Origin of the sequence: Luteibacter rhizovicinus DSM 16549 (assembly GCF_001887595.1) — a bacterium.
GTDB classification, from domain to species: Bacteria; Pseudomonadota; Gammaproteobacteria; order Xanthomonadales; family Rhodanobacteraceae; genus Luteibacter; species Luteibacter rhizovicinus.
On sequence record NZ_CP017480.1, the window covers coordinates 4,043,430 to 4,067,540 of the forward strand.

The following is a 24,111-nucleotide window of genomic DNA, read 5'->3' on the forward strand; positions in this document are numbered from 1 at the left end:
TGTGCAACATGAAAATCAGCAAACACCTGCCTGGCCTACCCCTGGAGCGAACGCTCGGTGTCATTTCGGGCCGCTGGAAAGGCGTCCTCATCTCCGTGCTGCTGACTGGCCCGAAGCGTCTCAGCGAACTGGAGAAGCACATTCCGTCGCTGAGCCAGAAAGTACTGATCCAGCAATTGCGTGCGCTGGAGGAGCACGGCGTGGTCTATCGCAAGGCCGGGGCGGATGATGCGCGCCGCGTCGATTACGCGCTGACGCCGCTGGGCATGAGTCTCGAATCGCTGATCGCGCAGATGCGACAGTGGGGCGAACACCATGCCGAGGAACTCGACGACACCGATCGCCTGCTGCCCTGCGACGCCGTGGTCCGCCCGGACATCGGCAGCCCATAAGAAAAACCGATGGACTCGATTGGATATCGGTCTTTTACGTTATGACGCCACGGGCCTAGTCTCGCTTTCACTAGCCAGACCGAGAGCCCAGCGTGAAAGACCTCATCAACGGCATCCTTAAGTTCCAGCGCGACGCGTTTCCCGCCAGGGCAACGTTGTTCAAGAACCTGGCCGATCAGCAGAGCCCCGGCACCCTGTTCATTTCCTGCTCGGACAGCCGGATGGTGCCGGAGCTGGTTACCCAGCAAGAACCCGGCGAGCTCTTCGTCATCCGTAACGCCGGCAACATCGTGCCGCCGTACGGGCCCGAACCCGGCGGTGTCACGGCGACCGTCGAATATGCCGTGGCCGCGCTCAAGGTCTCGGACATCGTCGTCTGCGGGCACTCCAACTGCGGTGCCATGACCGCCGTCGCGAACTGCACCTGCATGACGCACATGCCGGCCGTCGCTCACTGGCTCAGCTATGCGGACTCGGCGCGCGTCGTCAACGAAGCGCGGTCGCATGCCAGCGCCACCGCCAAGGCGGACGCGATGATTCGCGAGAACGTCATCGCCCAGCTCGCGAACCTGCAGACGCATCCGTCCGTCCGCCTCGCGCTGGCGGAAGGTCGCCTGGCCCTGCATGGCTGGTGCTACGACATCGAGAGTGGCCGTATCGATGCCTATGACGCGTCCACCGGCAGCTTCGTTCCGTTGGCCGGCCATCCCTCCGCCCGCGAAGCCGCTTGATTCCCCACCCCACACGCCGAGACCCGCCATGACCCAGTCCCAGTATCGCAACGCTTCCCGCCTGGACCTCGCCGACACCATCGTGCTGGCCAAGCTGAAGAAGTCGCTTACCTTCGCCCAGATCGCCGAGGGCACCGGCCTGTCCGAAGCCTTCGTCACGGCTGCGCTGCTCGGCCAGCATCCTCTTCCTGCCAACGTTGCCGAGATCGTCGGCAAGAAGCTAGGCCTGGATGCGGATGCGATCGCCCTGCTCCAGACCATTCCCGTACGTGGGAGCATCGAAGGCGGCGTCCCGACCGACCCGACCATCTACCGCTTCTACGAAATGATCCAGGTCTACGGCACCACGCTCAAGGCGCTCGTCCACGAGAAATTCGGCGACGGCATCATCAGCGCCATCAACTTCAAGCTCGACGTCAAGAAGGTCGCCGATCCGGATGGTGGCGAGCGCGCCGTGATCACGCTGGACGGAAAGTACCTGCCGACCAAACCGTTCTGAGGATTTCAGTCGACGAGCAACGTGGTTGTAGGCTTAGGCATGAATGAAGCAAAAGCATCCACCGGCTCAGTCGTCGCGCTGAGCGCCACCGTCGTCATCTGGGCCTTCAGCTGGATCGTGATGAAGGTCGTGCTGCGCTACGCAGGGCCATTCGATTTCTCGGCCCTGCGTTACAGCATCGGCGCCGTGCTTCTCTTCGTCGTGCTGGTAGCGTTGCGTCGGCCACTGGCGCCACCTCCCATCGTCGGGACACTCGTCACCGGCCTCGCCCAGACGGCCGCCTTCCAGGGTCTGGGCCAGTTCGCCCTGATCTCCGGCGGTGCGGGCCACGTGGTCCTGCTCGCGTACGCCATGCCGTTCTGGGCCGTGCTCTTCGCCTGGGCCTTCCTCGGCGAGCGCCCGCTACGCCGGCACTGGATCGGACTGGCGCTCGCCGCAGTCGGCCTCACCTGCGTCATCGCGCCATGGAACGGCCTGGGCAATCCGCTCAGTACGGGAATCGCTCTGGTGAGCGGCGCCTGCTGGGCGCTGGGTACCGTGACCAGCAAGCACATGTTCCAGCGGCATCGGCCGGATCCGCTCACCTTTACGGCCTGGCAGATGGCATTCGGTGCCGCCGCGTTGGGCGTCGTCGCCCTGCTCGTTCCCCAGCGATCCATCGAATGGAGCCCGACCTTCATCGCGGGCCTGGCTTACTCGGTGCTGCTGGCGACTTGTCTTGCATGGACGCTGTGGCTGCTGGTCGTACGCAAGCTCCCGACGGCCGTGGTCTCGGTGTCATCGCTGGCGGTACCCGTGATCAGTGTCCTGATGGCCTGGGCGATCCTGCACGAAACACCGACGCCTGGCGAATGGCTGGGCATGGCGTTCATCGTCGCGGGGCTGTTCGCCGTGAGTGGCATGGGCAATAAGAAGAGCCTATGACACGGATAACGAACCGGTCTTGGACGCTGAAAAACGGACGCCCCATGCTCCAGGCAGTTCAACGACAGCAGGATCTTCCGTGTCAACCAACGCAGACTTCGAGCTCTACGCTTTCTGGCGTACCGCGGCCACCCACCGGGTAAGGATCGCGCTGAACATGAAAGGATTGGTCGCGAACGAGCGGTTCGTCGATCTGGAAAAAGGTGAGCAAACATCGCCCGCGTATCTGTCCATCAATCCGGCGGGCGTGATTCCCGCGCTTGTCGAAGATGGCTATCCGCCGCTGACCCAGTCGATGGCGATTCTCGAATTCCTCGAGGAAAAGGTCCCCCAGCCACCGCTGCTCCCGTCCGACTTGCACGGCCGCGCGCGGGTCCGCTCCCTATCTGCCTTGCTGGTAACGGATACCAATTCCTTGCTGCCACCGCGTGTGAAGAAGTACCTCTCCCTGCACGGCGGCTTTGACGAGGCCGCGTGGCAGGCATGGCAGGTCCACTGGCTGACATCGAACCTGGAAAGCCTGGAACGACGACTGGCGACCGACCCGCAGACGGGAAGGTTCTGCCACGGCGACACGCCCACCATGGCGGACATCTGCCTGGTGAGCATCGTGTTCCGTGCGCAGGCCTTGCAGGTCGACCTCGACAGCATGCCGACCCTGCGCGACATCGCGGCGAACTGCGCCGCGCTGGATGCGTTCGCTCGCGCGCATCCGCTGCTTCAGGAAGGCGCACCTCGCGACGCGTAAACCGCGCCCCTTGCATGCCGGACGGGGCCGACGGCCCCGCCGGGCATCGCGTCAGACGTCAGCTTTAATAGTCGACGGTCGGGCCGTGCGGATCGTTGTCGACATTCGAACAGGCAGCCCAGTAAACCGTGACGACCTTCGAGCTGGCCGGAATGCGCGCCCAGATATCGTTGAGCTGCGTATCCACGGCCACACCGATGACATGGGGAACGGTCGGCGTGCCGATATCGCGCGGGCCGATGAAGTGCAGCGTCAGGTTGGGCGCCTTGCTGCCCGGCTCGTAGACACTCGGCGAATGCGAGTTGTCACGACCGCTCTGGCGAAGCACCAGCTTGTCGATCTTGACGCCGCGCTCCAGCGCCTGGCCCAGCCGGTTGCTGAGGAAAGCCCCCGTGGGAGCGAGCAGCACCAGGCGCACGTGCGCCGGTACCGTGGTTTCCGCGGGCTTCGTCGCGGTGGAGGTCGAGCCGTGGCCGCTGATGACCCAATCGTTGGTCGTGGTCTGAAGTGACATGATGCGTTCCTTTTCGCCGGTAGGGGATGCCGCGGCGCTTCGCCGCGACGATGGCCGCCATGCGTGGCATGGCGGGCGGCATCATGTTCGCGGCGAAGTGGCTTGTTGCCCCATCGGTAAAAAGCTGATTACGCGAGCGAAGAAACCTTAACCTCGCACCTCACCCGCCCAGCGCCGGATCGGAAACGGACGGCTTCCCGGTCTCCCGATGCCCGGCGAATCGGCGCAAGAACAAAGGATCGGCGTCGGAGGTCGCGCTCAGGTCATACCAGTGATCGCATCCACCGATATCCCAACGTGCATCCACGTGCTCGCCGGGCTGCAGCCAATAGCGCTGCGGCGCCTGGTGCAGGTACGCGTTGGCCTCGATGGTGATAGCGCAAGGACGTCCACCGCCATTACTGAGCACTAGATGCAGTTCACCCGCATGACGGCCCGGCGACATCGTGACCTCAGGCAACGCGAGCCGCCGGTGATCCTCGGCCTTTGCCGGCTGCTTGCCACTGAACTGGCGGAGAAAACCGTTCGGCCCGAGTACGCTGAGGTCGTAGGCATCGCCGCTGTCGGAGCTGGTCCAGTAGTCGGACAGCGACTTGCCGGCCTCGACCGTATACGTCCACGGCCCGTCGGAACGCAGTGACGAGGTGACGGCGAAGCAGGCGCCGATCTCGCCGGAATTCCCGAAGTCGAGGACGTAACGTCCCTGCCCCTGATCCAGCTTGCCCGTCACTTCCAGTGCGTAGGCCAGTGCGCGCGCCGGCCGTTGGCCGCGTTCCTGTCGTGGGAGGTGCTGGTCGGTCGGCGGCGTCGGGCTGAAATCGCTGTGCGTGCCACGGTCAGGCTCGTACGCATTCGTCGAGGGCAAGGCGGGCACGCGTCCGTCGTGGCCCTCGAAATCGAAGGCCCGCGTCAGGTCACCACAGACAGCGCGCCGCCAGGCCGAGATATTCGGTTCGCGCACGCCGAAGCGCTGCTCGAGGAAACGGAGGATGGAGGTGTGATCGTAAGTCTCCGAGCATACCCAGCCGCCCTTGCTCCACGGCGAGACGACCAGCATCGGAACACGCACGCCCAGGCCGTACACGCCGGGATTGAAGCCGTTGCCGCCCGGATAGACTTCGCCGTCGATGCTGACCGTGGACAGGCCCCGATCGCGTGACGCCGGTGGATAGGCCGGCAACACGTGATCGAAGAAACCATCGTTCTCGTCATAGGTGATGAACAGCGCCGTCTTGCTCCAGACTTCCGGATTGGCGGTCAGCGCATCGAGCACGCGGTCGATATACCAGGCGCCATAATTGGCCGGCCAGCTGGGATGCTCGGTATAGGCTTCGGGCGCCGCAATCCACGAGACCTGCGGCAGGCGATCGGCCATGACGTCCTTTTGCAGGATGTCGAACAGCGACTGGCCGTTAAGCGTGTTCGTGCCAGTGCGCGCCTTGTCGTAAAGGGGATTGCCGGGCTCGGCATTGCGGTACTGATCGAAATAAAGCAGCGAGTTGTCGCCGTAATTGCCGATGTAGGGATTGGAACCCCAGCCCCAGCCACCCGCCGCGTCGAGGCCGGTACCGACGTCCTGATAGATCTTCCATGACACGCCCGCCGCCTCCAGGCGTTCCGGGTAGGTGGTCCAGTCGTACCCGAGCTCCGCATTGGAAAGCACCGGTCCGCCGCCCTGTCCGTCGTTGCCGACGTAGCCGGTCCACATGTAGTAACGATTCGGATCCGTCGAGGAAAGGATCGAGCAGTGGTAGGCGTCGCATACGGTGAACGCGTCGGCCAACGCATAGTGGAACGGAATGTCCTGGCGCGTCAGGTGGGCCATCGTGGTCGTGCCTTTCGAGGGCACCCATTGATCGTACTTGCCCGCGTTGAAGGCCGCGTGGGTGTCGTTCCAGCCGTGCGGCAGGTCATCGATGAATTGCAGGCCGAGGTTGTCCGCCTTGGGACGGAACGGAAGCAGGTAGTCGTCACTGCCCGCGGTCACCGGCTGATGCCACACCGAGCGCCCCGTGCCGAGGGTGAGCGTTCGGGGATCGCCGAAGCCGCGCACGCCGCGCATGCTGCCGAAGTAATGATCGAACGAACGGTTCTCCTGCATGAGGATGACGACGTGTTCGATGTCCTTGAGCGTCCCCGTGCGGCGTGCCGCGGGTATCGCGAGCGCCTTCTGGATGGACGGCGGCACGACCGAGGCCGCGAAAGCGGCGCCCGCGGCGCCAAGCGAAATCTTCAGGAAGTGCCGCCGATCCTGGATGGTCATGCGTGCCCCGTGCGTTGTCGTGATCCCCTGCGCCATGGAGTATCGCGGCGGGTTATGACAGTTTTCGCACGTTGGCGGAGGCACCCCGTGTCCGCAGGCTGAAATCGCGTCGGCCATCACACTTCCGTGCGTTATCCTCTGCCGGATGCCCTGGACGGAACCTCGATGGTGAGACGCGGTAAATGGATAGGGCTCGCCCTGCTGGCTCTTGTCATCGCTCTCGGGATCGGCTGCCTGCGCCGTAGCCATCCGGATCGTTCGGTCGACGCAGCTTCGCCGTCGGCGGCCATCCGCGATGCGGGCGTAGTGCATCGTTTCGCACAGGATCCTGCCCATCTGGCACTGCTTGCCGGTGACGGCGTGGCCGGGTTCCGCGACGGCTCGCCCGCGCGCTTCTCCGATCCCTGGGGCATCGCCGTGGCGGCCGACGGGCGTGTCTTCGTGGCCGATGCCGGCGACAACGATCGCATTCGCGTCATCGACCGAACAGGACGCAGCGAGACGTTCTCCGGCTCTGTCTCCGGCCTGGCCGACGGTCCGGCGGGCGTGGGGCGCTTCGACACCCCATCGGGACTCGCCATCGATACCGACGGGACCCTCTACGTGGCCGACACCGGCAACGATGCGATCCGCCGCATCGATCCCAAGGGGGCGGTGACCACGATCGCCGGCGGGCATGGACCCGGCGACCGCGACGGTGCCGGTCACGACGCCCGCTTCAATGGTCCCCTCGGCGTGGCGGTGGACGGCCACGGCAACGTCTACGTGGCCGATACCTATAACCATCGCATCCGCCGCATCGACGCCAGCGGTACGGTCACGACGATCGCCGGTGGTGCCCCCGGCTATCAGGACGGCGCTGCGACCCAAGCCCGGTTCGACACACCGTGTTCGCTCGCGATCGGACCGGACGGATCGATCTGGGTCGCGGACACCCGCAATCGCGCCATCCGTCGTATCGCCCCGGATGGCACGGTCAGCACCCTGGCCCAGTCGTCTCGCGAAGACGACGATGCGCCTTTGCGCCGGCCGCTCGGTATCGTCGCGGATGCCGATGCGGTGTATGTCACCGAAGCCGTGCACGGCCGCGTCTTGCGCTACGGCTACGACGGCACCTTGCGCGTCCTCACGGGCGAGGAAGGTAACCAGGCGATGCGACAGCCGGCTTCGCTCGCCTTCGATGGCAACCGGCTTGTGGTGACCGACGCTGCGTCCGCACGGATCTATCGTGTCGATGACGCACCGGCGCCTGCACTCCCCGCTCCCATGGGGCCCGCGCCCGACGCACCGCTTCCCGTCACGGAGGGCCGCTGGCCGATCGCGCCACAGGATGCCTGGCACGAGATCGTCGGCGTGCTCGGCGAGGTGCGTGGCAACGACAAGGGTGAAAGCCGCGATCACCTGCACGGTGGGCTCGACGTGCGTGCGGATGTCGGCGACGAGGTCCATGCGATCGCCGACGGCAAGGTGAGTGATCCACTGTCGACCTGGGGATTCGGCAAGCTCAACGAAGGGCTGGCGATCGATCGCATCGACTACATCCACATGCGTGTCGGCCGCAATGCGCGGGGCCAGTCACTGGATCCGAAGCGCTTCGTCATCCTTGCCGGCGACGACGGCAAACCCGAACGTGTCCAGGTACGCCGCGGTACGCGCTTTCACGCAGGCGAGGTGTTGGGCACGGTCAACGCCATGGCGCATACCCATCTCTCGCTGACCGGGAACGTTGCCAATCGCAATGCTTTCTCACTGGGATTCACCGGTTTCGTCGATCACATCCCGCCGACCATCGACGCCGTGGAATTGCGCGATGCCGCCGGTACGGTCCTGCGCACGAAGGTGGCGAACCGATTGATCGTTCCCCGTAACGCAGGAGGTATCCAGATCGCAGTCGAAGCCTGGGACCAGGTCGACGGCAATCTCGCACGGCGGCGCCTGGGTCTATACGCCATCGGCTACCAGGTGCTCGCCGCAGACGGTACGCCGTTGCCCGCCTTCGGAGCGGCGCGGATGAATATCGTCTTCGATGTACTACCTGAAGACGACGATGCGGCGCGCGTGATCTATGCACCGGACAGCGGCGAGACCGTACACGGCAGTGCCCGCACGCGATTCATCTACGCCGCGACGCATGTGCTTCGCCATGGCGACGTCGGCGACGGCGCATGGGATGCGAGCGTCTTTCCGCCGGGCGATTACCTGATTCGCATCGTGGCGAGCGACTGGTCGGGCAACCTCGCCGAGCGCCGTCGCGATGTCGCCATCACCCTGCGCTGAGCGCTACACAGGCCACTGCAGCACGACCGCATGGGACGCACCATGCGCAGCGGCTTGTCGTTGGGTTCGCACCGTTGCATTGACGAGGAAGGCTTCCCGCGCGCGAGCCAGCATCGGCGCATCATCGGCGCTGTCGCTATACGCCCATCGCCACGCCTTGCCATAACCCGCTTCGAGAAGCATCCGGCACTTTTCCATACCGCGGCAATGCCGTCGGACGATCCAGCCGCCACCCGCCCTCCGCAGTTCCGAGCCGAGCACCGGCAGATCGCCGGCAATCGACGCAAGCAGACGCCCGGCAAGCCACTGCGGCGCCGCCGTAACGATGACAACGCGGTCACCGCGGTCCAGGTGCTCCCTCAGCCGGGCCATGCCGTCGTCGATCCAGTGCAGGGAGCGCATGCCTTGCTCGAATCGCCTGGCGAAGGCATCGATGCTCTGCTCCAACGCCGCCCTGTCGAGACCGTACGTGGCGATCCACAGCAACAGGGAGGCGCCAATCCGCCTCGCCGACGGCATGTGCAGCATTACCAACGCCGCCGGAAGCACCGGCAGCGCGGCAAGCAACTTCAACGGTGACGCCCGCAACAAGCCGCGCATCCACTCTACGGTCGAATCCGCCGAGAGCAACGTCTTGTCGAGGTCGAACACCGCGCAGTCGCGCGTGTTAATGGGCGCCCTCGATCGCCTTGACTGCGTCGAGTGTTTCCTGCACATGCTTCTGCGGCTTCAGGCTCGAATACACATGGGTGATCTTGCCTGATGGTGCGATCACGTACGACGTGCGGTCCGACCAGCCGGGCCGGATCATCAGGGTCGAATCGTAGGCTTTCGCGATCTTCGCACCCTCGTCGGCGGCGACGGCGAACTTGCCGCCGCAGTGTTCGTTCTCCGTCGAGAACGCCGCGAGCTCACCCGTATTGCCCGCTGTCACGCCGATGACCGTCGCGTGCAGCGCCTTGAACTTGTCGATGGCCTCCGAAAACATGTGGGCTTCGACATTGCAGCCATCCGTGTGCGCCGCGGGGAAGAAATACACCACCACGGGTCCTTGCTTCAGGGCGTCGGCGAGCTTGAAGGTGAACGGCTTGCCGGCGAGGTAGGCCGGCAAGGTGAAGTCCGGTGCCTGCGTACCTTCTTTCAGCGCGGCGGAAGCAGGTGTCGCCAGGGCGGCGGTGCCGGCCAGCGCAAGCGCGGCGAGGGTCATCAAGGGCTTCATGACGGGGGGTTCCTGTGGTGGGGGACGGGTGTCAGGATCATATACGTCTAAGGCGACGTACTGGATGACCCGGACCACACGCTAAGGCGGGTCGGTCAGTCCGAGCCGTCCCGCGGCGGCCACCGCTTCGCCGCGGGAACAAACGTCCAGCTTGCGCAGGATGGCCGAGATGTGGTGCTCGACCGTTTTCTCCGACCGAACGATGTGCTGCGCGATTTCCGCATTCGACAGGCCTCTCGCCAACAGGCTCATGACATGGCGTTCGCGCGTGGTCAGGCCGGCGGGATTGGCGACCGTGGTAGCCCTGGGGCCCCGCGTCACGCCACGTATGCCGGCCTGGCGCAACTGCGCGCGACAGAGCTTCACCGTCGCGCAGGCGCCCATGGCCTCGAAGATGGCCAGGGCTTCGAGTTTGCTGGCTTCCTCGCCGTCCCACAGCGCCATCGCACGCATGTAGGGACAAGCGAGAATGCGCCATGCGTCCGCGGCGGCCTGCCAGGCTCCCTCCCAAAGCATCGCGTACGGGTCGTCGCTTTCGGCGTATTTCCCCTGCCCCTCGCCGAGCTTCCACAACCAGAAGCCCAACTCGCCGAGCTCGCGGCGATCGCCCAGGGCCTCGGCCATCTCATAGGTGTGCCTTACCCACGGATCGTTCAGGCTGCTCTCGCCACGGAGCCACGCCGCTTCGGCGCGTGCGACCGCGATGGGTGCGAGCCGCTGCAGTTCACCGGTATGACTGGCCAGTTCGCTGGCCTCGTCGATCAGTTCGGTGGCACCGGGGTCGCCACGTCGCAGGCGGATGCGTGCCAGCACGGCCATGGCCGGTATGCGCGTCACCGGCGCCACCGCATCGCGGACGATAAGCTGACTCGCCAGGCGGGCAGCGTCGTCCCAGCGTCCCTGCTCGAAATCGACGCGGGCCTTCCAGGCCAGCACGTAGTTTGCCCACGAGTCGAGATCGCGCTCGGCAAAGTAGATCCCCGCCTCGTGAATGGTTCGTGCGGCCACGACATAGTTGCGGGTCGTGACTTCGGTGCTGGTCAGGTTGGCGTAGGCCCGGGCGACATGCTCGCCGTAACCGCGATCGAGCGCGATGGAAAGGCTCTTTTCGAGCCAGTGCCTTCCTTCCGGATCGCCGCTCGAGAGCATCGCCGTGCCCACGTTGTTCATCGCGTGGCACAGGACCTCGGTGTCGTCGACCCGCTTGGCCAGTTCCATGGCGCGCGTACCCCATGCAACCGCCTCGGGCGTACGCCCGGCAAGCATGTACAGCTGCGATCGGTTGCTCAGCGCCCACGCAAACTCGCTCTCTTCGGGCAACTGTTCCAACAACGCCACGGCCTGATCCGCATAGGCCTCCGCGTCACGATTGCATCCGGCAAACCAGTGCAGACGCGACAGCCAGCGCAAGGTGTTTCCCTCGTGGGTGCGCTCGCCCAGCTCACGCCAGATATCGAGCGCGCGCAGGCTCGCACTCATCGCTTCGTCCGCCTGGTCCGTCAGGTAGCACTGGTACGAGCGACGTCCCAGCAACTCGGCCTGCTCGCGTAGCGGTAGCCGGGAGGCATAGGCGAGAGCCACGCCATAGAGTTTCGCGGCCTCGCAATGCGAGCCATGCGAGATCGCCTCGGCTGCGGCGAGCGGCGCATACCGCAACACGGCCGCCGCGTCGCCCGCACCCGCGGCGTGATGAACCATCCGGGCCATGGGTGCGGGTTCGTCCCCGCTTTCGAGGCAGGCGAGCACGCGGGCATGCAGGGCGGTGATCACCGGCGCCGCCAGGGCCTTTTCCACAGCCATGCGTGCCAGCTCGTGGCGATAGGCATACCAGCCGTCCGCCGCGGTGAGGAGACCCGATGCCAGGGCCGAGGAGATATCGTCGACCGACGGCGCGAGCACGGCGTCGACCATGGCGATCTCGACGCGCGCCGGCACGATGGCGACCAGGTCCAGTAGCGCTCGCACCGGTGGCGACTGTCGCGCCGCGCGCGCGAGCACGGCATCACGTACGGTGGCTGGGACGCCATCGGCATGCAGGATCTCCGTGACGAAGAAGGGGTTGCCGCCGGTGGTCGCGAAAATCCCGTCCACCACGCAGCCCGACCGCCTGGCCATGTCGGCCACCGCGTCTTCCGAGAGCCGTTGCAGTGGGATGCGCATGGCGGCATCGGCTGGCAAGTCGCCGAACACCGTTTGCAGCGGATGCCTGTCGCCTATTTCATCGTCGCGATAGGTAAGCAGGAGGACGGCGCGCAGGGGATGAACACGTCGGGCCAGGTATTTCACCAGATCCAGTGTCGCGGTATCGGCCCAGTGCAGGTCCTCGAGAATCAGCAACGTCGTGCGCGGCGAATGCTGCAGATCGGTCAGGATGGCGCTGAACAGCCTCGCGCGAGGTCCGTCGACACCGAGCATGCCCTGCACGTCTCCGTCGAAGGCGCCGGCCATGTCGTAGATCGGCCCCAGGGGCCTGGGCGAGAACAGCGCCTCGCAACTTCCCCAGAGCACGCGGTCGCCTTCCCCGGTCCGGTCGCGTACGAGACGGCGGACCAGCGATGTCTTGCCGATGCCCGCCTCTCCGCTGACCAGCACGATGAGCCCTGAGCCCCGCTCCGCTCGCCCGACTGCTTCATGCAAACGTTGCAGGGGGTAATCGCGTTCGATGAGTTCCACCGTACCCACTCCCCGGAACCTGCCCTATTTTCGCACCGGGCAGGTTCCAGACGAGTGAAGCGACGTGCTGCTCTTGCAGCATCGCGCCTCAGGCCAGCACGTAGCTGAAGGGTAGCCAGGGCGTGCGGAGCCGGGAGTGCGCCGCGGTTTCGACCCCGGCATGTCCGGTACCTAAGTAAAAATACGGATCGAGCACGGACACCTCGGTGATGCTGCCGACGGGAAGCTGGTTGCGCTGGCCCACTTCACGGATGGCTTCGGGGCTGGGCGCGTCGTAAACGCAGAAGGTTCGCGTCCGATCGAGGCTCACGTACGAGTGCACCCAGGTGACGCCCTCTTCCGCGTTGGTATTGACGATCTTCCGGCAAAGGCGATCGCCCTCGTCGTTGGTGGGCAGATGCAGTTTGCCGGGGAAATCGCGTTCGACGATGTAGCGAGGCATGGTCTTCTCCTTGATGGAATACAACTCAAGGCCGAGCTGCGATACCAGACTACGAATCCGCACCCCTCCCAACATCGGGGATTTCCCCCAGATTGGGTCCAGGCGCCCCTCAGTTTGCGGCGCACTTGACGCACCGCAGTGGTTCGGCCACTTTCGCCCAGTCATCTGCACCTGGACCATATTTCGCCCGGAAATTGTCCTTGTGGGTAGTCGCCAACCGCTACATCCGCTTCGCGGACGGCAGCTTCATCGAACTGCTCGGCATCACCCGCGCCGACCCCACGTTCGATCCAGGCATGAAGGCAGACCAGGTAGCGTTGAAAGGTGGCCCGGGCGCGCGCACGTTCGGCTTCCGTTCGTCGTCGATCGACACGATCCACGCATCGCTACAGGCGCTGCACTATGCGGTAACGCCGACGACTATCGCGTGACCCGCGAACATCCCAATGGCGCCCGCGCGCTGTCATCGATATGGCTGGTGTCCGGCGATGCCGATGCCGATCGCCGGCAGCTCGAGAAAATGGGCTTCGGCCACGCGGTGCCGGTCACGTTGCCGACGGTCGGGGCGAAAGGCTTCTGCGTACCGATCGGCCCGACCGCACTGTTGACCTTGCAACCCGATGGCGACGGCGTGGCGCGGCAGACCATGACCAGGGGCGGTCCACGCGTTCTCGGGGTGAGCTACGGCGTCGCCGACCTGGGTCGCGCGCAACGCTGGGTAGAACGCGGCTACGAGCGCAAGCTCGCGACGTATCGAGGCATCTCGGGGGAATCGTTCCTCGCACCCACCCAGGACGACCTCGGCCTGTCCATCGAATTCCACACGATGCAACAGGCCGACACGCCCTGCCCGACAGCAAGCGACCGGGCTCTCAAGCCTTCTTGAGGAAACACGTCTTCAGCACCAGACCCTTGATCTTGTCCGAGTTGCCTTCGATGTGTTCGGCGTCGCCTTCGACCAGCCGGATGTTGCGGATCATCGAACCCTGCTTGAGGGGAATGGATGAGCCTTTCACCTTCAGGTCCTTGATCACGACCACGCTGTCGCCGCTCACCAGGACATTGCCGTTGACGTCGCGAACGACGACGTCGCCGTCCTCGGACTTCGTCGAACGCTGGGGCCATTCGTGCGAACAATCCGGACAGACGTACGTGTCGCCATCCGGGTAGGTGTTTTCCATGCCGCAAACCGGACAGGCGGGAATATCGGATGCTTCCAAGTCACTCTCTCTCAGTGGCGCAGCTCGCTATTCTACATGCGCTCATGCGTCGATCGTGCCGATGAACCGCCGGCGCCAGGCTCCCGGCGTCATGCCGATCCGTTCGGTGAACACCCGTCGAAACGCGGAAACGGACTGATAGCCCACGGCTTCGGCAACGACCTCCGTCGCGCGACCCGGCTGCTTGAGTTGGTTGGCCGCGAGGCCCATCCGTATGTCCTGGAGGAGTTCGCTGGCCGAGCGCCCCAGGCCTTCCTGGAAGCGCCGCATGAAGGTGGCGCGGGACATGCTGCTCAACGCCGCCAGCTCGGGCAAGGTCCAGGGCCGCGCCGGGTCGTTGAACATCGCGGAGATGGCCGGCGCGAGCCGTGGATGTCCGGCAAGCGCGAGAAGTCCGGACGGCGGTGCTTCCGCTTCACTGGACGCGCGCAACACCAGGGCGAAGAGCGCGGACGACAACGCGTTCAACAGGGCGTAGCCACCCAACCCGCCATCGATGCTCTCTTCGCGCATGAGTGACACGAGCCGCTGCAAACGCGCGGCCGCCGGAGTCTCGCCCTCGGCGCCGGGCTTAGCCGCTCTCACGACGAGTACCGATGGCAGATAGTGGCGAAGCCACCGATCGTGCGGTTCGGCGATGACGAATCGCCCACACAACATTTCCAGGCGATCGCCCTCACCCTCGTTCTCACTGAGCAGCACGTTCATGACACTGCGCTCATTCACGGGGGCTGGCGGCAGACCACTAGCGTCGCGGAGCACATGGGCTCCGCCTCGCGGCATCAGCACGATATCGCCCGCGGTCAACGTGATCCGCTCACCTCGCGTAGGAGGCTCGAGAACGGCGCTGCCCTGTATCACCAGGTGGTAAGGCATTTCCCCGGGGGGAGAGTCGACGTACGTGATGTCCCAAGGGGCGCCGTACGAGCAGCGGATCTCCAGCCGCCCGGTGACGGACAGGGTGGCGAGAAACCGGCTGAGCCAATCGACGTCGTGGGACATACGCTCACCATGATCCTTTTGAGCACTTTATCGATTAAATCGGGGCTCGTCGAGGTCATTCCGGAGGTCGAGAATCTCTCCACCCCAACCACCTCGCCTGAGGAACCCATCATGAGCCGCATCTCCATCCCCGCCATCGACACCGCCACCGGTGCCACCGCCGATGCTTACGACCAGGTCCGCAAGATGACCGGCGGACAGGTCCCTAACCTCTTCGCTGCCGTGGGCCATCTCGCGCCCGGTGCATTGAACGCGTACCTTGCCGCCGAAACGGCACTCGCCTCCGCCGGCCTGGGCAAGAAGGATCTCGAGACCATCAAGCTGCTGGTGAGCGCACAGACCGGCTGTGACTACTGCCTGGCCGCACACACCATGCTCGCGAAGATGACGGGCCTGTCGATCGAGGCGACGAAGGCCATCGGGCACATGGAGCCGACCGGCGAAGCAAAGCGTGACGCGCTCATTCGCTTCGTGCTCCGGATCATGCGGGAAAGCGGCACCGTGCCGGCCGATGCCGTCGCGGACATCCGGGCTGCCGGGTATTCGGACGCGCAGCTGGTCGCCGTGTCGCTGGCCATCGCCCTGACGATGTTCACCAACACCTTCAACCGCATCAACGACACCGATGTGGATTTCCCCGCCGTCGTCTGAACGCCTTGGGAGGCTGACAATGAACCACCTTGCTCAAACGACCTCGCGATCCGCCATGCTCCGCACGTCCATGGTCATCATCTTCGCGTTCTTCGGCTACCAGAAATGGTTCGACTACGAGGCGCAGATCCTCATTCCCTACATCAGCAATGGCCCGCTGATCGCATGGATGTATCCGGTGTTCGGCATTCGCGGCGCGAGTACCTTTCTGGGCGTGACGGAGTGGACGATCGGCTTGCTGCTTCTGGCCGGTTTCTGGCATCGAACGCTGGGAGCGGTGGGTGCGCTGGGCTCGATCGCCACCTTCGTCGGCACGGTGACGATCATTCCCTTCATGCCTCACGGCTGGGCGGAATCGGCCGGTGGCTTCCCTGCCATGGTGGGCAATGTGCCCTTCCTCATGAAGGATGTCGTCCTTCTGGCGGTATCGGTCCATCTGTTCAGGCAGGACTTAGCTGCCCGACACCAGCTTGAGCCCGATGACGCCACCCAGGATCAGCGCGATACAAAGTAGCCGCATGGGTGCGGCCGAATCGCCGAGCAGCGCGATGCCCATGATGGCCGTGCCGGCCGCACCGATGCCCGTCCAGACGGCGTACCCCGTGCCCACGGGAAGCGTACGCAACGAGATCGAAAGCAGCACGACGCTCGACAAACCCGTGACGACCGTAAGCACAGCGGGCAACCATCGGGAAAAACCCATCGACGACTTCAGGAAGAACGCGAAGCCGATCTCCAGCACGCCAGCGAGACTGAGCCATAGCCAGGGCATGTCGGTCGCCTCACGCCTTGCCGGCGGCAACAGGGGTCGAGCGGAAGGCGACGCCAAACCGGTTGAAGGCGTTCATCAAGCCGATGGCGTAGGTGAGATCGGCGAGCTCGGCGCCGTTGAACTCACCGGCGGCTGCTTCATAGTCCGCGTCGGGGACACCGGTCGTCGACACATTGGTCACGGTTTCCGCCCATGCGAGAGCCCTCTTCTCACGGGTGGTGAACACGTTGCCTGCATCGTGCCAGACCGGAATCAGGACGAGTTTGTCGACGTCGAGGCCGGACTTGAGCAGATCGCGCGAATGCATGTCGATGCAGAACGCGCAGCCGTTGATCTGCGACACGCGAAGGTATACGAGGTCGATGAGCGCTTTCGGCAGGCTGCCCTTGAGCACGGTGAGGTACACGCCGCCGAATGCCTTGTAGCCGTCGGGGGATGCGTTGGAGTAGTCGATGCGCTGGTTCATGGCGGTGCTTCAGGTCGGGAGGAGGACTCCATCGTCTGCCCTCTTGGTCCATACAAGAAGATCCAAGTACCGCCTGCCGTACTAGGCCATGATTTCCAGCATCCGCTTGCCCAATGCCTCCGCCTTGTTCTGCGATTCGACGTTCGTGAAGTTGAGGAGCAAGGCCGAGGCACCATCGCGGCGCGACGTCCAGTCGGTCAGCGCCTCCGCGTATAAACCTGCCTCGAGCATGCGTGCGACCAGTCGGCGATCGGAGCGCCGGGCCAGAAGTCGCAGGATCAGGTGCATGCCGCCGGGCTGGGTGTCTATGCTCACGTACTTGCCCAGCACGTTTTCCAGCCCAGCCGCTGTCATGTCGCGGCGTTCGCCGTAGAGCCTGCGCATCCGTTGGATGTGCCTTGCAAAGTGTCCTTCGTGGATGAAGGCCGAGACGACGGCCTGCATGAGCCACGAACTGCCCGCAGCGAAGACCTCGCTGACGTCGTCAAAACGCTCTACCTGGTCCTCGGGAACCACGAGATAGGCGAGGCGGATGCTGGGGAACAACACCTTGCTGAAGGTTCCTGCGTAGAGCACTCGCCCTTCCCTGTCGAGGCTCTTCAAGGCCGGCAGGGGCCGGCTGATATACCGGTACTCACCGTCGTAGTCGTCCTCGACGATCCACGCCTGGTTTCGCGTCGCCCAGTCCAGCAAGGCCCATCGACGCGCCAGTGACAAGGACACGCAAAGCGGGCTTTGGTGTGCCGGCGTGACTACGGCGGCACGCGCACGCGGAGCCAGCCGCATGCCTTCGGATACCACGATGCCCTCCTGATCCACCGGGACGGGCACGGTGGCCATCCTCATGTGACCGAGCAGTTGCCGGGTCGGTGGATAGCCCGGATCCTCCGTCCACACCTTGTCGCCTGTCTTCAGCAGTGCCTGCGCGATGAGTGACAGGGTGTGCCGGTATCCGGAGGTTACGAAGACCTGCGACGGCGAACACGCGATACCGCGAGACACCTGGAGGTACGCGGCGATCTGCGCGCGCAGTTCGGGCAGGCCCTGTACGGCGGGATGAACCATGTCGGACGGTTGCATCTCACGTGCGCAGCGGGCGCCGAGTCGAGCCCATACTTTGCGCGGAAAGGCATCGAGGGCGGGCAAGCCCATCTGGAAGGGCCGTATCGAATCCGGACGAAAGCTGCTCGCCGGGCGCCGGGTGACCGCTGGCACGGTGGCTCGCGCCGGTGCCCTCGGGATGAGATCGGGCGTGACGATCGTCCCGGCCTGGCCGCGCGACTGGATGTAACCCTCGGCCATCAGCAGGGAGTAAGCGGCGTCGATCGTGCCCCTGGCCAATCCGAGCTCCTCGGCCAGCGCGCGTGCCGACGGAATCCGGTCGCCCGGCTTCAACACGCCGCCGACGATGGCATCGCAGAAGCGATCGTAGATCTGCCTGTAGTAAGGCGACGCCGCTTCGGTGTCGAGCGATCCGAGGTAACTGGGTCTTGCGATAGCCATGGATCAATTATTTACTCCATTCATGGCTCTTCGGTCTAGGCCACGTCAGTCGTAGCATGAGTTCCATGAAAACCATCCTCCATGTGAGTTGCAGCCCGCGCGGCGAAGCGGCGGAAAGCTATCGTCTTTCCAACCGGATCGTCGCATGGCTGAGTCAGCGCGACCCATCGACCGAGGTCACGCAGCGTGTGATCGGCAACGGCAGCCTGCCGCACGTCGACATGAACTACGCGATCTCCCAGGCGTCGTTGCACGACGTGTCGCAGGACGGTTCCATGGCACTCTCCGAGACCCTGGTCGAGGAACTGGAGCGTGCGGATTACGTCGTCATCGGCACGCCGATGCATAACCTGTCCGTGCCGTCGGCGCTCAAGGCCTGGCTCGATCACGTGGTTCGTGCCCGGCGGACTTTCACCATGACGGCGTCGGGAAAGGTCGGCACCCTACGCGACCGCCCGGTCTACATCGCGATCGCCTCGGGCGGCCGATTCTCCGGCGAGCGCGCACGCCAACCGGATTTCCTGACGCCTTATCTCACCACCATCCTGGCGATGATCGGCCTGCACAACGTCACGTTTTTCACCGTGCAAGGCACGGGTGCAGGACCCGACGCTGTCGATGCGACGAGGATCGAGACAGAAGCGGCGCTTCAGGCTCACTTCCAGCCGGACCACCCGCGCGTTTCTTGACGATGTGCGCAGCGCACGCGCACGATACATGTTCGTGCAGACGCACCTGTCGCGGTGACCCTCATGGCCACGTTGATTTCCGTAAACGTCGGGCTCCCCAAGGACGTTGCCTGGCAAGGCCAGGTCGTTTACACCAGCGTATGGAAGGCGCCCGTCACGGGTCGCGTCATGGCCCGCCGACTCAATATCGACGGCGACGGACAAGGTGACCTGAAAGGCCATGGCGGCGAGCATCGTGCCGTCATGGTGTACCAGACCGAGTCCTACCGATACTGGGAGGCGTTTCTGGCCAGACCACCCCTGGAACCGGGGTCATTCGGCGAGAACCTCACCGTCGATGGCTTGCCCGACAGCGAGGTCTGCATCGGGGACAGGTTTCGCATCGGCGACGCGCTGCTGGAGGTGACGCAACCACGGGTGACCTGTTATCGCGTGGGACTGCGCATGGAGGAGCCGAGGATGCCGTCACTCCTGGTGTCGCACAAACGGCCGGGGTTCTATTGCCGGGTCATCGAAGAGGGGTTGATCGGCGCCGGCGACGTCATTACCCGGGAGCTCAGCGGTAGTGACGTGAGCGTCACCGAGATCGACGCCCTGCTCTACCTGACCGACCATCCGCGCGACGCATTGCAGCGCGCTATCGACGTGCCTGCTCTCAGTACCGGCTGGCGACAGTCGCTCGAGGCGATGCTTTCCGCCGGCCCGGAGGCCTCGGGCAACGCCGGCCTCTCGACAGCACCCGCCGCCGAGCCGGCGTGGCCTGGCTTCCGCGAGGTACGTGTCTGCTCCACGCATGAGGAAAGCGCGTCCGTCCGATCCTTCGTCGTCGAGGCCGCCGATGGTGCGGCCCTGCCTCCCGCACGCGGTGGCCAGTTCATCGTCGTCAGGTTGACGCCACCTCCGCCGCATCCACCGCTCATACGGAGTTACTCGCTATCGGACGCCAGCACTCACGGTCGCTATCGCTTCTCGGTGAAACGCGCCGCCGGCGAGGGCAGCGCGTACTTGCATACTCACGTCGGACAAGGCGATCGCCTGAGTATCAGTGCGCCGCGCGGCAGCTTCTTCCTCGGTCCCGACACCGGTCCCGTAGTGCTCTGGAGTGCCGGCATCGGCATCACCCCCGTCCTCGCCATGCTCCGCGAGTTGGCAAGCACGCCGTCCGCACCGCCGAGAAAGATCTATTGGGTGCACGGCGCCCGGAGTGGCGAAGAAAATGCCTTCGCCGCCGAAGTGGACGGCTTGCTTCGGCAGATGTCACTCGCGGTACGACTCATCGCGTTCAGTCAGCCCCTCGGCGCGGACAGCCTTGGTCGCGACTACGACGTGCAAGGCCGCATCACCGTCGCGACGCTCGGGCAACTCGCCATTCCGGCCGATGCCAGGGTCTACTTATGCGGACCCACGACCTTCATGGAGCAGGCGCGTGCCAGCCTGCACAGCGCCGGCTTCGCCGACGCCAATATCCTCTCCGAACGCTTCGGCGGCGAGGAAGCGCTTCGTCCGGGCATCGTTGGCGCGGTGACCAGGGCACCTCACCCTCCGACCGCCGCTGCCACCGAGGGGGCGCTTGTCACCTTCGTCCGAAGCGGACTCACCGTCCATTGGGACACGCGTTACGCCAGCCTGCTGGAACTGGCCGAGGCCTGCGACGTGCCGGTGCGGTGGTCATGCCGCTCGGGTGTCTGCCATAACTGCGAAACACCCATGATCGACGGCGCGGTGTCCTATGTGACGGACCCGCTTCAACCCGCCGCGAACGGACGCATCCTGATCTGCTGCACGACACCAGCGCACGACGTGGAACTGGATCTTTAATTCCGGAAAGCTACTTGAGACCGTCGTAGACGATGCGGGTGAAGAAGTCCGGATCGATCACGAAGTGTCCGTATACCGCGTCGTACTGGGCGGTGGGTTTCGCCGCGACCACTTCGTCACGTGACTTGCCCTGCTTTTTCAGTGCGGCGACCTTGTCGCGGACACCGGCAAGCATGTCGCGGAACTCGCGGAACTGTTTCTTCGTACCCACCGGTCCGTGGCCCGGCGCCAGAATCACATCGTCCTTCAGTTGGGCGAGTATCGCGTCATCGGCCTTGATCATGCCGTCGATGCCACCGCCGTTCTCGTTATCGATGAACGGGTAAACACCGTTCCAGAACAGGTCGCCCAGCGCCGCGACGTTCGCTTCCTTGAAGACGACATACAGGTCGGTGTCGGTATGCGCCGGATCGACCAGGACGACCTCGACGGTCTGGCCGTCGAAGTGATAGGTCTTGTTCGCCTTCAGGATCTCCGTGGGCACACCGCTGGCGGGGAGTGGCGGAAACGTGAAGTCCCAGTCGTCGACGCGGATCGACTTCGAAACACGTGCCGCCGTGCCTGCCGTCGCGATGATCGTTGCCCCATCGTCGTGAACCCAGGGGTTACCGTCCGTGTGATCCCAGTGGTAGTGCGTGTTGATCAGGTACTTGATCGGCGCATTGCTGATGGCTGTCAGCGCGGCTTCGATGCGTGGCCGCGATACCGCGATGCCGGCGTCGACCATCAGCTTGCCCTGCTTGCCCGACAGCACGGTGATGTTGCCACCGGATCCCGACAGCATGCTGAGCGGGCCGCGCAAGGGCGTGGTCTCGATCGGCGTGGTGGCCGCGGCCTTGTTGATCATGATCACCGGACTGACCGGCTTGGCGGGGCTGTCTGCCCGGGCAAGCCCTGCCGTGGTCCCGACGACCAGGGCTGCGGTAACGGCGGAAGCCAGAAGGACACGCTGGAGCGGACTGCGATGCATGGCGCTGTCTCCATCGTGGCGACCGGGCGGCCGCCGAGGTCCTGCTATTCAGCACTCCCGCCGCGCGGATTTCTTGTTTAATCCGGCCCGAACGCTCACTTCACCCATTCGAGCAGGGGCTGGCCCTTGGGGACGATGTACGTGCCGATCTCCGCGGCATTCGTCGTGCCCACGTTCTTGGCGCTGTGAACCACGCCCTTGGGAACAACGAGCACCCCGCCGGCTTTCAACGTCAACGGCGGCTGGCCTTCGAGGTCGTACTCCATCGTGCCCTCGACGACGTAGATGATCTCTTCACCTGGATGGCGGTGGTTCGGCGCGATATGGCCGGGATCGAGGTCGACGCGCATCTGGACTTCCTCCCATCCCGGAATGCTCAGGTCATGCTGCGAGAGTTGCGTACGCTTGTCGGCGTGAGCGCTGGTGCCCACTAGAAGGCCGACTATGGCCAACAGGCCGCCTGCGGATGATGTGAGTCGAGACATGTCGGTTTACCCGAGCGGAGACAAAGCGGTTTGAATGCGTGACGCGGCTCGATGATCGAGCCGGTCACGTTCCACCAAGTTCGGCGTTATTGCGCCGGCTTCTTGAAGCGCAGCATGAAACGATCCGTCTTGCCCTTTATGGCCGGATCGAAAATCTTGAGCGTGTGATCGTCGGCGGGATTGGCCAGGAGTGTCGCCTCGGCGTCGAGCACGAAGCCCGCCTTCTCGACTTCGGCCTTCACGGTCGCCGGGTCGATCCGGTGCAGGTCTTCGGTGTTCTTCAGGCCTGCTCCCGGCGCGGCGGCATGGTCGACGACGACGAAGTAACCGCCCGGCTTGACCAGCTTGAACACGGCCTGGTTGAAGCCGTCGACGCTCGCGCCGTTCATGAAGCTGTTGTGGAGGTCGTGGTAGTTCTCGAACGTCCAGATGACGTCGAAGGTGTTGAAGGCGGACGGCTTCGGTTGCTGGGCGATCGGATCCGAAATGGCTTCGACGTTCCCACGCCCCGGCTCGGCGGCCAGCGCCTTGGCAATGCCGACCGGATCGGTCTTGAAGCCTGCGATCTCGGCGGGAACGTAGGCGTAAACCTTGCCCTTGGGGCCCACGATCGGCGAGAACAGGCGGGTCCAGTAGCCACCGCCCGGCCAGACGTCCATGACGACGTCGCCGGGCTTCACCTTGGAGAAGGCGACCAGATCCGCCGGGCGACGAATGGCATCCTGCTGGATGTCCTTTTCGGGCCGATGGGTATCGGCGATGGCGGCGGCGATGGACTGACTGGTGGCAGGCGGCGGCGTCTTCGCGACCGCAACTACCGATAACAGGGCGGCGGATGCCGCGATGTAAAAGGCTGATTTCATACCTTGGCTTCCTGTTGGGTCGGTGGAATCAGGAATGGAGCGAGGCTAACGGTAGTCCTTTCGGACACGTGGTGCAGCCAGGTAGACCGGCTCCTGCCAGGAAAAATTACAGCAGGCCGTCGCACCCTCACAGGCTATCGACGGTCTTGCCGGCGCCGACCATCAACGCGACGACAGCCAGGGCGACCACCAGGCCACCGGTGGGCACTGTGGCGACGACGTCACTCAGCACGTGCCAGGGAAGCTGGATGTCCGCGAACATCGTGAAGTGGTCGGGCTTGATACCTAACACGACAGCGAGTGCAAGCAGGATCGAGCCACCGAGAATCCATCCCCGGTGGCCACGACGTGCGGCCCTGCCCATGACTCGACGGGTGAACGCCTCGCCTTCCAGATGCCGGTCATAGGCAAGCAACTCATCCAACGGTGGCAACCCGCTCATGTTCGTTCCTCCTCGGAACCCAGCAGACGCGCGAGCTTCTTCTTCGCGCGGTTGATATGCGATTTGATGGTGCCCAACGGTGCCTGGGTAATCTCGGCAATCTCCGCGTGACTCATGCCGCCCGACACGGAAAGCGTCACCATGAGTCGTTCGTTGAGGCTCAGGTGCTTCATCATCTGCTCCACGAGAATGTCCGACATCGCGGTGGGCGCCACCGACATGGCTTCCGGCATGTGATCGTCGTCCACGAACTGAAGGCGGGAGTGGCTGCTCACGTACCGGAGAAAGCACCGGTACGCGATGGTGTGAAGCCAGGTCGACAAGCCGGCCTCCCCCCGGAACGACGCGAGGCTGGTAAACATCTTGAGGAACGTTTCCTGGGCCATATCGTCGGCTAGCGCATGATCACCGGCGGCCAGGCGCCTGAGGAACTGGCGAATGGGCGACTGATACCGCCTCACCAGATCGGCGAACGCCCGCTGGTCCCCGGCGAGGAATCGTGCAATCAGCTCGCTGTCCGTCTTCGGCGTCAACATCCACGTCATGCC

The 24,111-nt window shown here is 64.5% G+C and carries 28 protein-coding genes; 12 read left to right on the forward strand and 16 right to left on the reverse strand.

Going from position 1 to position 24,111, the window contains the following annotated elements; all coding sequences use genetic code 11:
* Positions 1 to 8: 8 nt before the first annotated feature.
* The 5 genes from BJI69_RS18385 to maiA all read left to right on the forward strand — a co-directional run bounded on the left by BJI69_RS18385 (position 9) and on the right by maiA (position 3,294).
* Positions 9 to 392, forward strand: a complete 384-nt coding sequence (locus BJI69_RS18385; protein ID WP_046967661.1) for a winged helix-turn-helix transcriptional regulator — start codon at positions 9 to 11, stop codon at positions 390 to 392.
* 92 nt (positions 393 to 484) lie between these two features.
* Positions 485 to 1,123 carry a carbonic anhydrase gene (locus BJI69_RS18390; protein ID WP_046967660.1) on the forward strand — a complete coding sequence of 213 codons (639 nt, stop codon included), beginning with the start codon at positions 485 to 487 and terminating at the stop codon, positions 1,121 to 1,123.
* Positions 1,124 to 1,151: 28 nt separating this feature from the next.
* Positions 1,152 to 1,622, forward strand: a complete 471-nt coding sequence (cynS, locus tag BJI69_RS18395; RefSeq protein ID WP_046967659.1) for a cyanase — start codon at positions 1,152 to 1,154, stop codon at positions 1,620 to 1,622.
* 39 nt (positions 1,623 to 1,661) lie between these two features.
* A complete protein-coding gene (locus tag BJI69_RS18400; RefSeq protein WP_046967658.1) occupies positions 1,662 to 2,546 on the forward strand; it encodes a DMT family transporter in 885 nt (294 codons plus the stop codon).
* A 79-nt stretch (positions 2,547 to 2,625) separates the two neighbouring features.
* Positions 2,626 to 3,294 carry a maleylacetoacetate isomerase gene (gene maiA / locus BJI69_RS18405; protein WP_052767176.1) on the forward strand — a complete coding sequence of 223 codons (669 nt, stop codon included), beginning with the start codon at positions 2,626 to 2,628 and terminating at the stop codon, positions 3,292 to 3,294.
* 64 nt (positions 3,295 to 3,358) lie between these two features.
* Here maiA and BJI69_RS18410 read toward each other — a convergent pair whose 3' ends face one another.
* A complete protein-coding gene (locus BJI69_RS18410) occupies positions 3,359 to 3,808 on the reverse strand; it encodes a putative adhesin (RefSeq protein WP_046967657.1) in 450 nt (149 codons plus the stop codon).
* A 160-nt stretch (positions 3,809 to 3,968) separates the two neighbouring features.
* Entirely contained in the window at positions 3,969 to 6,071 is a 2,103-nt protein-coding gene (locus tag BJI69_RS18415; protein WP_046967656.1) for a phosphocholine-specific phospholipase C, read from the reverse strand.
* Positions 6,072 to 6,236: 165 nt separating this feature from the next.
* On the opposite strand from BJI69_RS18415, the gene BJI69_RS18420 reads away from it, so the two are divergent.
* Entirely contained in the window at positions 6,237 to 8,348 is a 2,112-nt protein-coding gene (locus BJI69_RS18420; RefSeq protein ID WP_052767175.1) for an NHL domain-containing protein, read from the forward strand.
* A gap of 3 nt (positions 8,349 to 8,351) precedes the next feature.
* Here the strand turns inward: BJI69_RS18420 and BJI69_RS18425 are convergent, their stop codons facing one another.
* The 4 genes from BJI69_RS18425 to BJI69_RS18440 form a co-directional block, all read right to left on the reverse strand.
* On the reverse strand, positions 8,352 to 8,999 hold the full coding sequence (locus tag BJI69_RS18425; protein WP_052767174.1) for a haloacid dehalogenase-like hydrolase: 648 nt from the start codon (positions 8,997 to 8,999) through the stop codon (positions 8,352 to 8,354).
* A gap of 16 nt (positions 9,000 to 9,015) precedes the next feature.
* Entirely contained in the window at positions 9,016 to 9,567 is a 552-nt protein-coding gene (locus tag BJI69_RS18430) for a peroxiredoxin (RefSeq protein WP_046967655.1), read from the reverse strand.
* Between the two features lie 81 nt (positions 9,568 to 9,648).
* A complete protein-coding gene (locus BJI69_RS18435; protein ID WP_046967796.1) occupies positions 9,649 to 12,240 on the reverse strand; it encodes an ATP-binding protein in 2,592 nt (863 codons plus the stop codon).
* A gap of 88 nt (positions 12,241 to 12,328) precedes the next feature.
* Positions 12,329 to 12,682: a DUF4242 domain-containing protein gene (locus BJI69_RS18440; protein ID WP_071925034.1), complete on the reverse strand. Its 354-nt coding sequence runs from the start codon at positions 12,680 to 12,682 to the stop codon at positions 12,329 to 12,331.
* A 200-nt stretch (positions 12,683 to 12,882) separates the two neighbouring features.
* On the opposite strand from BJI69_RS18440, the gene BJI69_RS22675 reads away from it, so the two are divergent.
* Both BJI69_RS22675 and BJI69_RS18450 read left to right on the forward strand, forming a co-directional pair.
* A complete protein-coding gene (locus BJI69_RS22675; RefSeq protein WP_046967654.1) occupies positions 12,883 to 13,113 on the forward strand; it encodes a VOC family protein in 231 nt (76 codons plus the stop codon).
* A complete protein-coding gene (locus BJI69_RS18450) occupies positions 13,110 to 13,568 on the forward strand; it encodes a hypothetical protein (protein ID WP_046967653.1) in 459 nt (152 codons plus the stop codon). The genes BJI69_RS22675 and BJI69_RS18450 overlap by 4 nt, the downstream gene beginning before the upstream one ends.
* Here the strand turns inward: BJI69_RS18450 and BJI69_RS18455 are convergent.
* Entirely contained in the window at positions 13,555 to 13,863 is a 309-nt protein-coding gene (locus BJI69_RS18455) for a zinc ribbon domain-containing protein YjdM (RefSeq protein WP_046967652.1), read from the reverse strand. The genes BJI69_RS18450 and BJI69_RS18455 overlap by 14 nt on opposite strands.
* A gap of 81 nt (positions 13,864 to 13,944) precedes the next feature.
* A complete protein-coding gene (locus BJI69_RS18460) occupies positions 13,945 to 14,904 on the reverse strand; it encodes a cupin domain-containing protein (protein ID WP_046967651.1) in 960 nt (319 codons plus the stop codon).
* A 111-nt stretch (positions 14,905 to 15,015) separates the two neighbouring features.
* Between BJI69_RS18460 and BJI69_RS18465 the strand changes: the two genes are divergently transcribed.
* The gene (locus BJI69_RS18465) at positions 15,016 to 15,555 is read left to right on the forward strand and encodes a carboxymuconolactone decarboxylase family protein (protein ID WP_046967650.1); all 540 of its coding nucleotides are present in this window, start codon (positions 15,016 to 15,018) and stop codon (positions 15,553 to 15,555) included.
* Positions 15,556 to 15,610: 55 nt separating this feature from the next.
* Positions 15,611 to 16,069, forward strand: coding sequence for a YkgB family protein (locus tag BJI69_RS18470; protein WP_211258497.1), 459 nt, complete (start codon positions 15,611 to 15,613; stop codon positions 16,067 to 16,069).
* On the opposite strand, the gene BJI69_RS18475 is transcribed toward BJI69_RS18470, so the two are convergent.
* From BJI69_RS18475 to pdxR, 3 genes are all read right to left on the reverse strand, one after another.
* Positions 16,007 to 16,327 carry a DMT family transporter gene (locus tag BJI69_RS18475; protein WP_046967648.1) on the reverse strand — a complete coding sequence of 107 codons (321 nt, stop codon included), beginning with the start codon at positions 16,325 to 16,327 and terminating at the stop codon, positions 16,007 to 16,009. The two genes, BJI69_RS18470 and BJI69_RS18475, sit on opposite strands and share 63 nt — an antisense overlap.
* Before the next feature lie 10 nt (positions 16,328 to 16,337).
* Complete coding sequence (locus BJI69_RS18480; RefSeq protein WP_046967647.1) at positions 16,338 to 16,793, reverse strand: carboxymuconolactone decarboxylase family protein; 456 nt, start codon at positions 16,791 to 16,793, stop codon at positions 16,338 to 16,340.
* A gap of 81 nt (positions 16,794 to 16,874) precedes the next feature.
* Positions 16,875 to 18,296 (reverse strand): MocR-like pyridoxine biosynthesis transcription factor PdxR, encoded by a 1,422-nt coding sequence (gene pdxR, locus BJI69_RS18485; protein WP_046967646.1) that lies wholly within the window; start codon positions 18,294 to 18,296, stop codon positions 16,875 to 16,877.
* A 65-nt stretch (positions 18,297 to 18,361) separates the two neighbouring features.
* On the opposite strand from pdxR, the gene BJI69_RS18490 reads away from it, so the two are divergent.
* The gene (locus BJI69_RS18490) at positions 18,362 to 18,985 is read left to right on the forward strand and encodes an FMN-dependent NADH-azoreductase (protein WP_046967645.1); all 624 of its coding nucleotides are present in this window, start codon (positions 18,362 to 18,364) and stop codon (positions 18,983 to 18,985) included.
* A 63-nt stretch (positions 18,986 to 19,048) separates the two neighbouring features.
* Positions 19,049 to 20,803 carry an MOSC and FAD-binding oxidoreductase domain-containing protein gene (locus tag BJI69_RS18495; RefSeq protein WP_046967794.1) on the forward strand — a complete coding sequence of 585 codons (1,755 nt, stop codon included), beginning with the start codon at positions 19,049 to 19,051 and terminating at the stop codon, positions 20,801 to 20,803.
* 10 nt (positions 20,804 to 20,813) lie between these two features.
* On the opposite strand, the gene BJI69_RS18500 is transcribed toward BJI69_RS18495, so the two are convergent.
* From BJI69_RS18500 to BJI69_RS18520, 5 genes are all read right to left on the reverse strand, one after another.
* A complete protein-coding gene (locus tag BJI69_RS18500) occupies positions 20,814 to 21,773 on the reverse strand; it encodes an MBL fold metallo-hydrolase (protein ID WP_046967644.1) in 960 nt (319 codons plus the stop codon).
* 95 nt (positions 21,774 to 21,868) lie between these two features.
* Positions 21,869 to 22,258, reverse strand: a complete 390-nt coding sequence (locus BJI69_RS18505) for a cupin domain-containing protein (RefSeq protein WP_046967643.1) — start codon at positions 22,256 to 22,258, stop codon at positions 21,869 to 21,871.
* An 86-nt stretch (positions 22,259 to 22,344) separates the two neighbouring features.
* Positions 22,345 to 23,121 carry a class I SAM-dependent methyltransferase gene (locus BJI69_RS18510; RefSeq protein WP_181016726.1) on the reverse strand — a complete coding sequence of 259 codons (777 nt, stop codon included), beginning with the start codon at positions 23,119 to 23,121 and terminating at the stop codon, positions 22,345 to 22,347.
* 127 nt (positions 23,122 to 23,248) lie between these two features.
* Positions 23,249 to 23,563 (reverse strand): hypothetical protein, encoded by a 315-nt coding sequence (locus tag BJI69_RS18515; protein WP_046967642.1) that lies wholly within the window; start codon positions 23,561 to 23,563, stop codon positions 23,249 to 23,251.
* On the reverse strand, positions 23,560 to 24,108 hold the full coding sequence (locus tag BJI69_RS18520; protein ID WP_078023326.1) for an RNA polymerase sigma factor: 549 nt from the start codon (positions 24,106 to 24,108) through the stop codon (positions 23,560 to 23,562). The genes BJI69_RS18515 and BJI69_RS18520 overlap by 4 nt, the downstream gene beginning before the upstream one ends.
* Positions 24,109 to 24,111: the final 3 nt, after the last annotated feature.

What these genes read in the sequence shown, in the direction of transcription:
- BJI69_RS18515 (WP_046967642.1), bottom strand. Translation starts at nt 23,563, where the DNA reads ATGAGCGGGTTGCCACCGTTGGATGAGTTGCTTGCCTATGACCGGCAT.
- BJI69_RS18480 (WP_046967647.1), bottom strand. Translation starts at nt 16,793, where the DNA reads ATGAACCAGCGCATCGACTACTCCAACGCATCCCCCGACGGCTACAAG.
- BJI69_RS18470 (WP_211258497.1), top strand. Translation starts at nt 15,611, where the DNA reads ATGCTCCGCACGTCCATGGTCATCATCTTCGCGTTCTTCGGCTACCAG.
- BJI69_RS18400 (WP_046967658.1), top strand. Translation starts at nt 1,662, where the DNA reads ATGAATGAAGCAAAAGCATCCACCGGCTCAGTCGTCGCGCTGAGCGCC.
- BJI69_RS18440 (WP_071925034.1), bottom strand. Translation starts at nt 12,682, where the DNA reads ATGCCTCGCTACATCGTCGAACGCGATTTCCCCGGCAAACTGCATCTG.
- BJI69_RS18510 (WP_181016726.1), bottom strand. Translation starts at nt 23,121, where the DNA reads ATGAAATCAGCCTTTTACATCGCGGCATCCGCCGCCCTGTTATCGGTA.
- BJI69_RS18505 (WP_046967643.1), bottom strand. Translation starts at nt 22,258, where the DNA reads ATGTCTCGACTCACATCATCCGCAGGCGGCCTGTTGGCCATAGTCGGC.
- BJI69_RS18490 (WP_046967645.1), top strand. Translation starts at nt 18,362, where the DNA reads ATGAAAACCATCCTCCATGTGAGTTGCAGCCCGCGCGGCGAAGCGGCG.
- BJI69_RS18520 (WP_078023326.1), bottom strand. Translation starts at nt 24,108, where the DNA reads ATGACGTGGATGTTGACGCCGAAGACGGACAGCGAGCTGATTGCACGA.
- BJI69_RS18385 (WP_046967661.1), top strand. Translation starts at nt 9, where the DNA reads ATGAAAATCAGCAAACACCTGCCTGGCCTACCCCTGGAGCGAACGCTC.
- BJI69_RS18475 (WP_046967648.1), bottom strand. Translation starts at nt 16,327, where the DNA reads ATGCCCTGGCTATGGCTCAGTCTCGCTGGCGTGCTGGAGATCGGCTTC.
- BJI69_RS18465 (WP_046967650.1), top strand. Translation starts at nt 15,016, where the DNA reads ATGAGCCGCATCTCCATCCCCGCCATCGACACCGCCACCGGTGCCACC.
- BJI69_RS18460 (WP_046967651.1), bottom strand. Translation starts at nt 14,904, where the DNA reads ATGTCCCACGACGTCGATTGGCTCAGCCGGTTTCTCGCCACCCTGTCC.
- BJI69_RS18495 (WP_046967794.1), top strand. Translation starts at nt 19,049, where the DNA reads ATGGCCACGTTGATTTCCGTAAACGTCGGGCTCCCCAAGGACGTTGCC.
- BJI69_RS18420 (WP_052767175.1), top strand. Translation starts at nt 6,237, where the DNA reads ATGGTGAGACGCGGTAAATGGATAGGGCTCGCCCTGCTGGCTCTTGTC.
- pdxR (WP_046967646.1), bottom strand. Translation starts at nt 18,296, where the DNA reads ATGGCTATCGCAAGACCCAGTTACCTCGGATCGCTCGACACCGAAGCG.
- BJI69_RS18415 (WP_046967656.1), bottom strand. Translation starts at nt 6,071, where the DNA reads ATGACCATCCAGGATCGGCGGCACTTCCTGAAGATTTCGCTTGGCGCC.
- BJI69_RS18500 (WP_046967644.1), bottom strand. Translation starts at nt 21,773, where the DNA reads ATGCATCGCAGTCCGCTCCAGCGTGTCCTTCTGGCTTCCGCCGTTACC.
- BJI69_RS18430 (WP_046967655.1), bottom strand. Translation starts at nt 9,567, where the DNA reads ATGAAGCCCTTGATGACCCTCGCCGCGCTTGCGCTGGCCGGCACCGCC.
- cynS (WP_046967659.1), top strand. Translation starts at nt 1,152, where the DNA reads ATGACCCAGTCCCAGTATCGCAACGCTTCCCGCCTGGACCTCGCCGAC.
- BJI69_RS18410 (WP_046967657.1), bottom strand. Translation starts at nt 3,808, where the DNA reads ATGTCACTTCAGACCACGACCAACGATTGGGTCATCAGCGGCCACGGC.
- BJI69_RS18455 (WP_046967652.1), bottom strand. Translation starts at nt 13,863, where the DNA reads ATGGAAAACACCTACCCGGATGGCGACACGTACGTCTGTCCGGATTGT.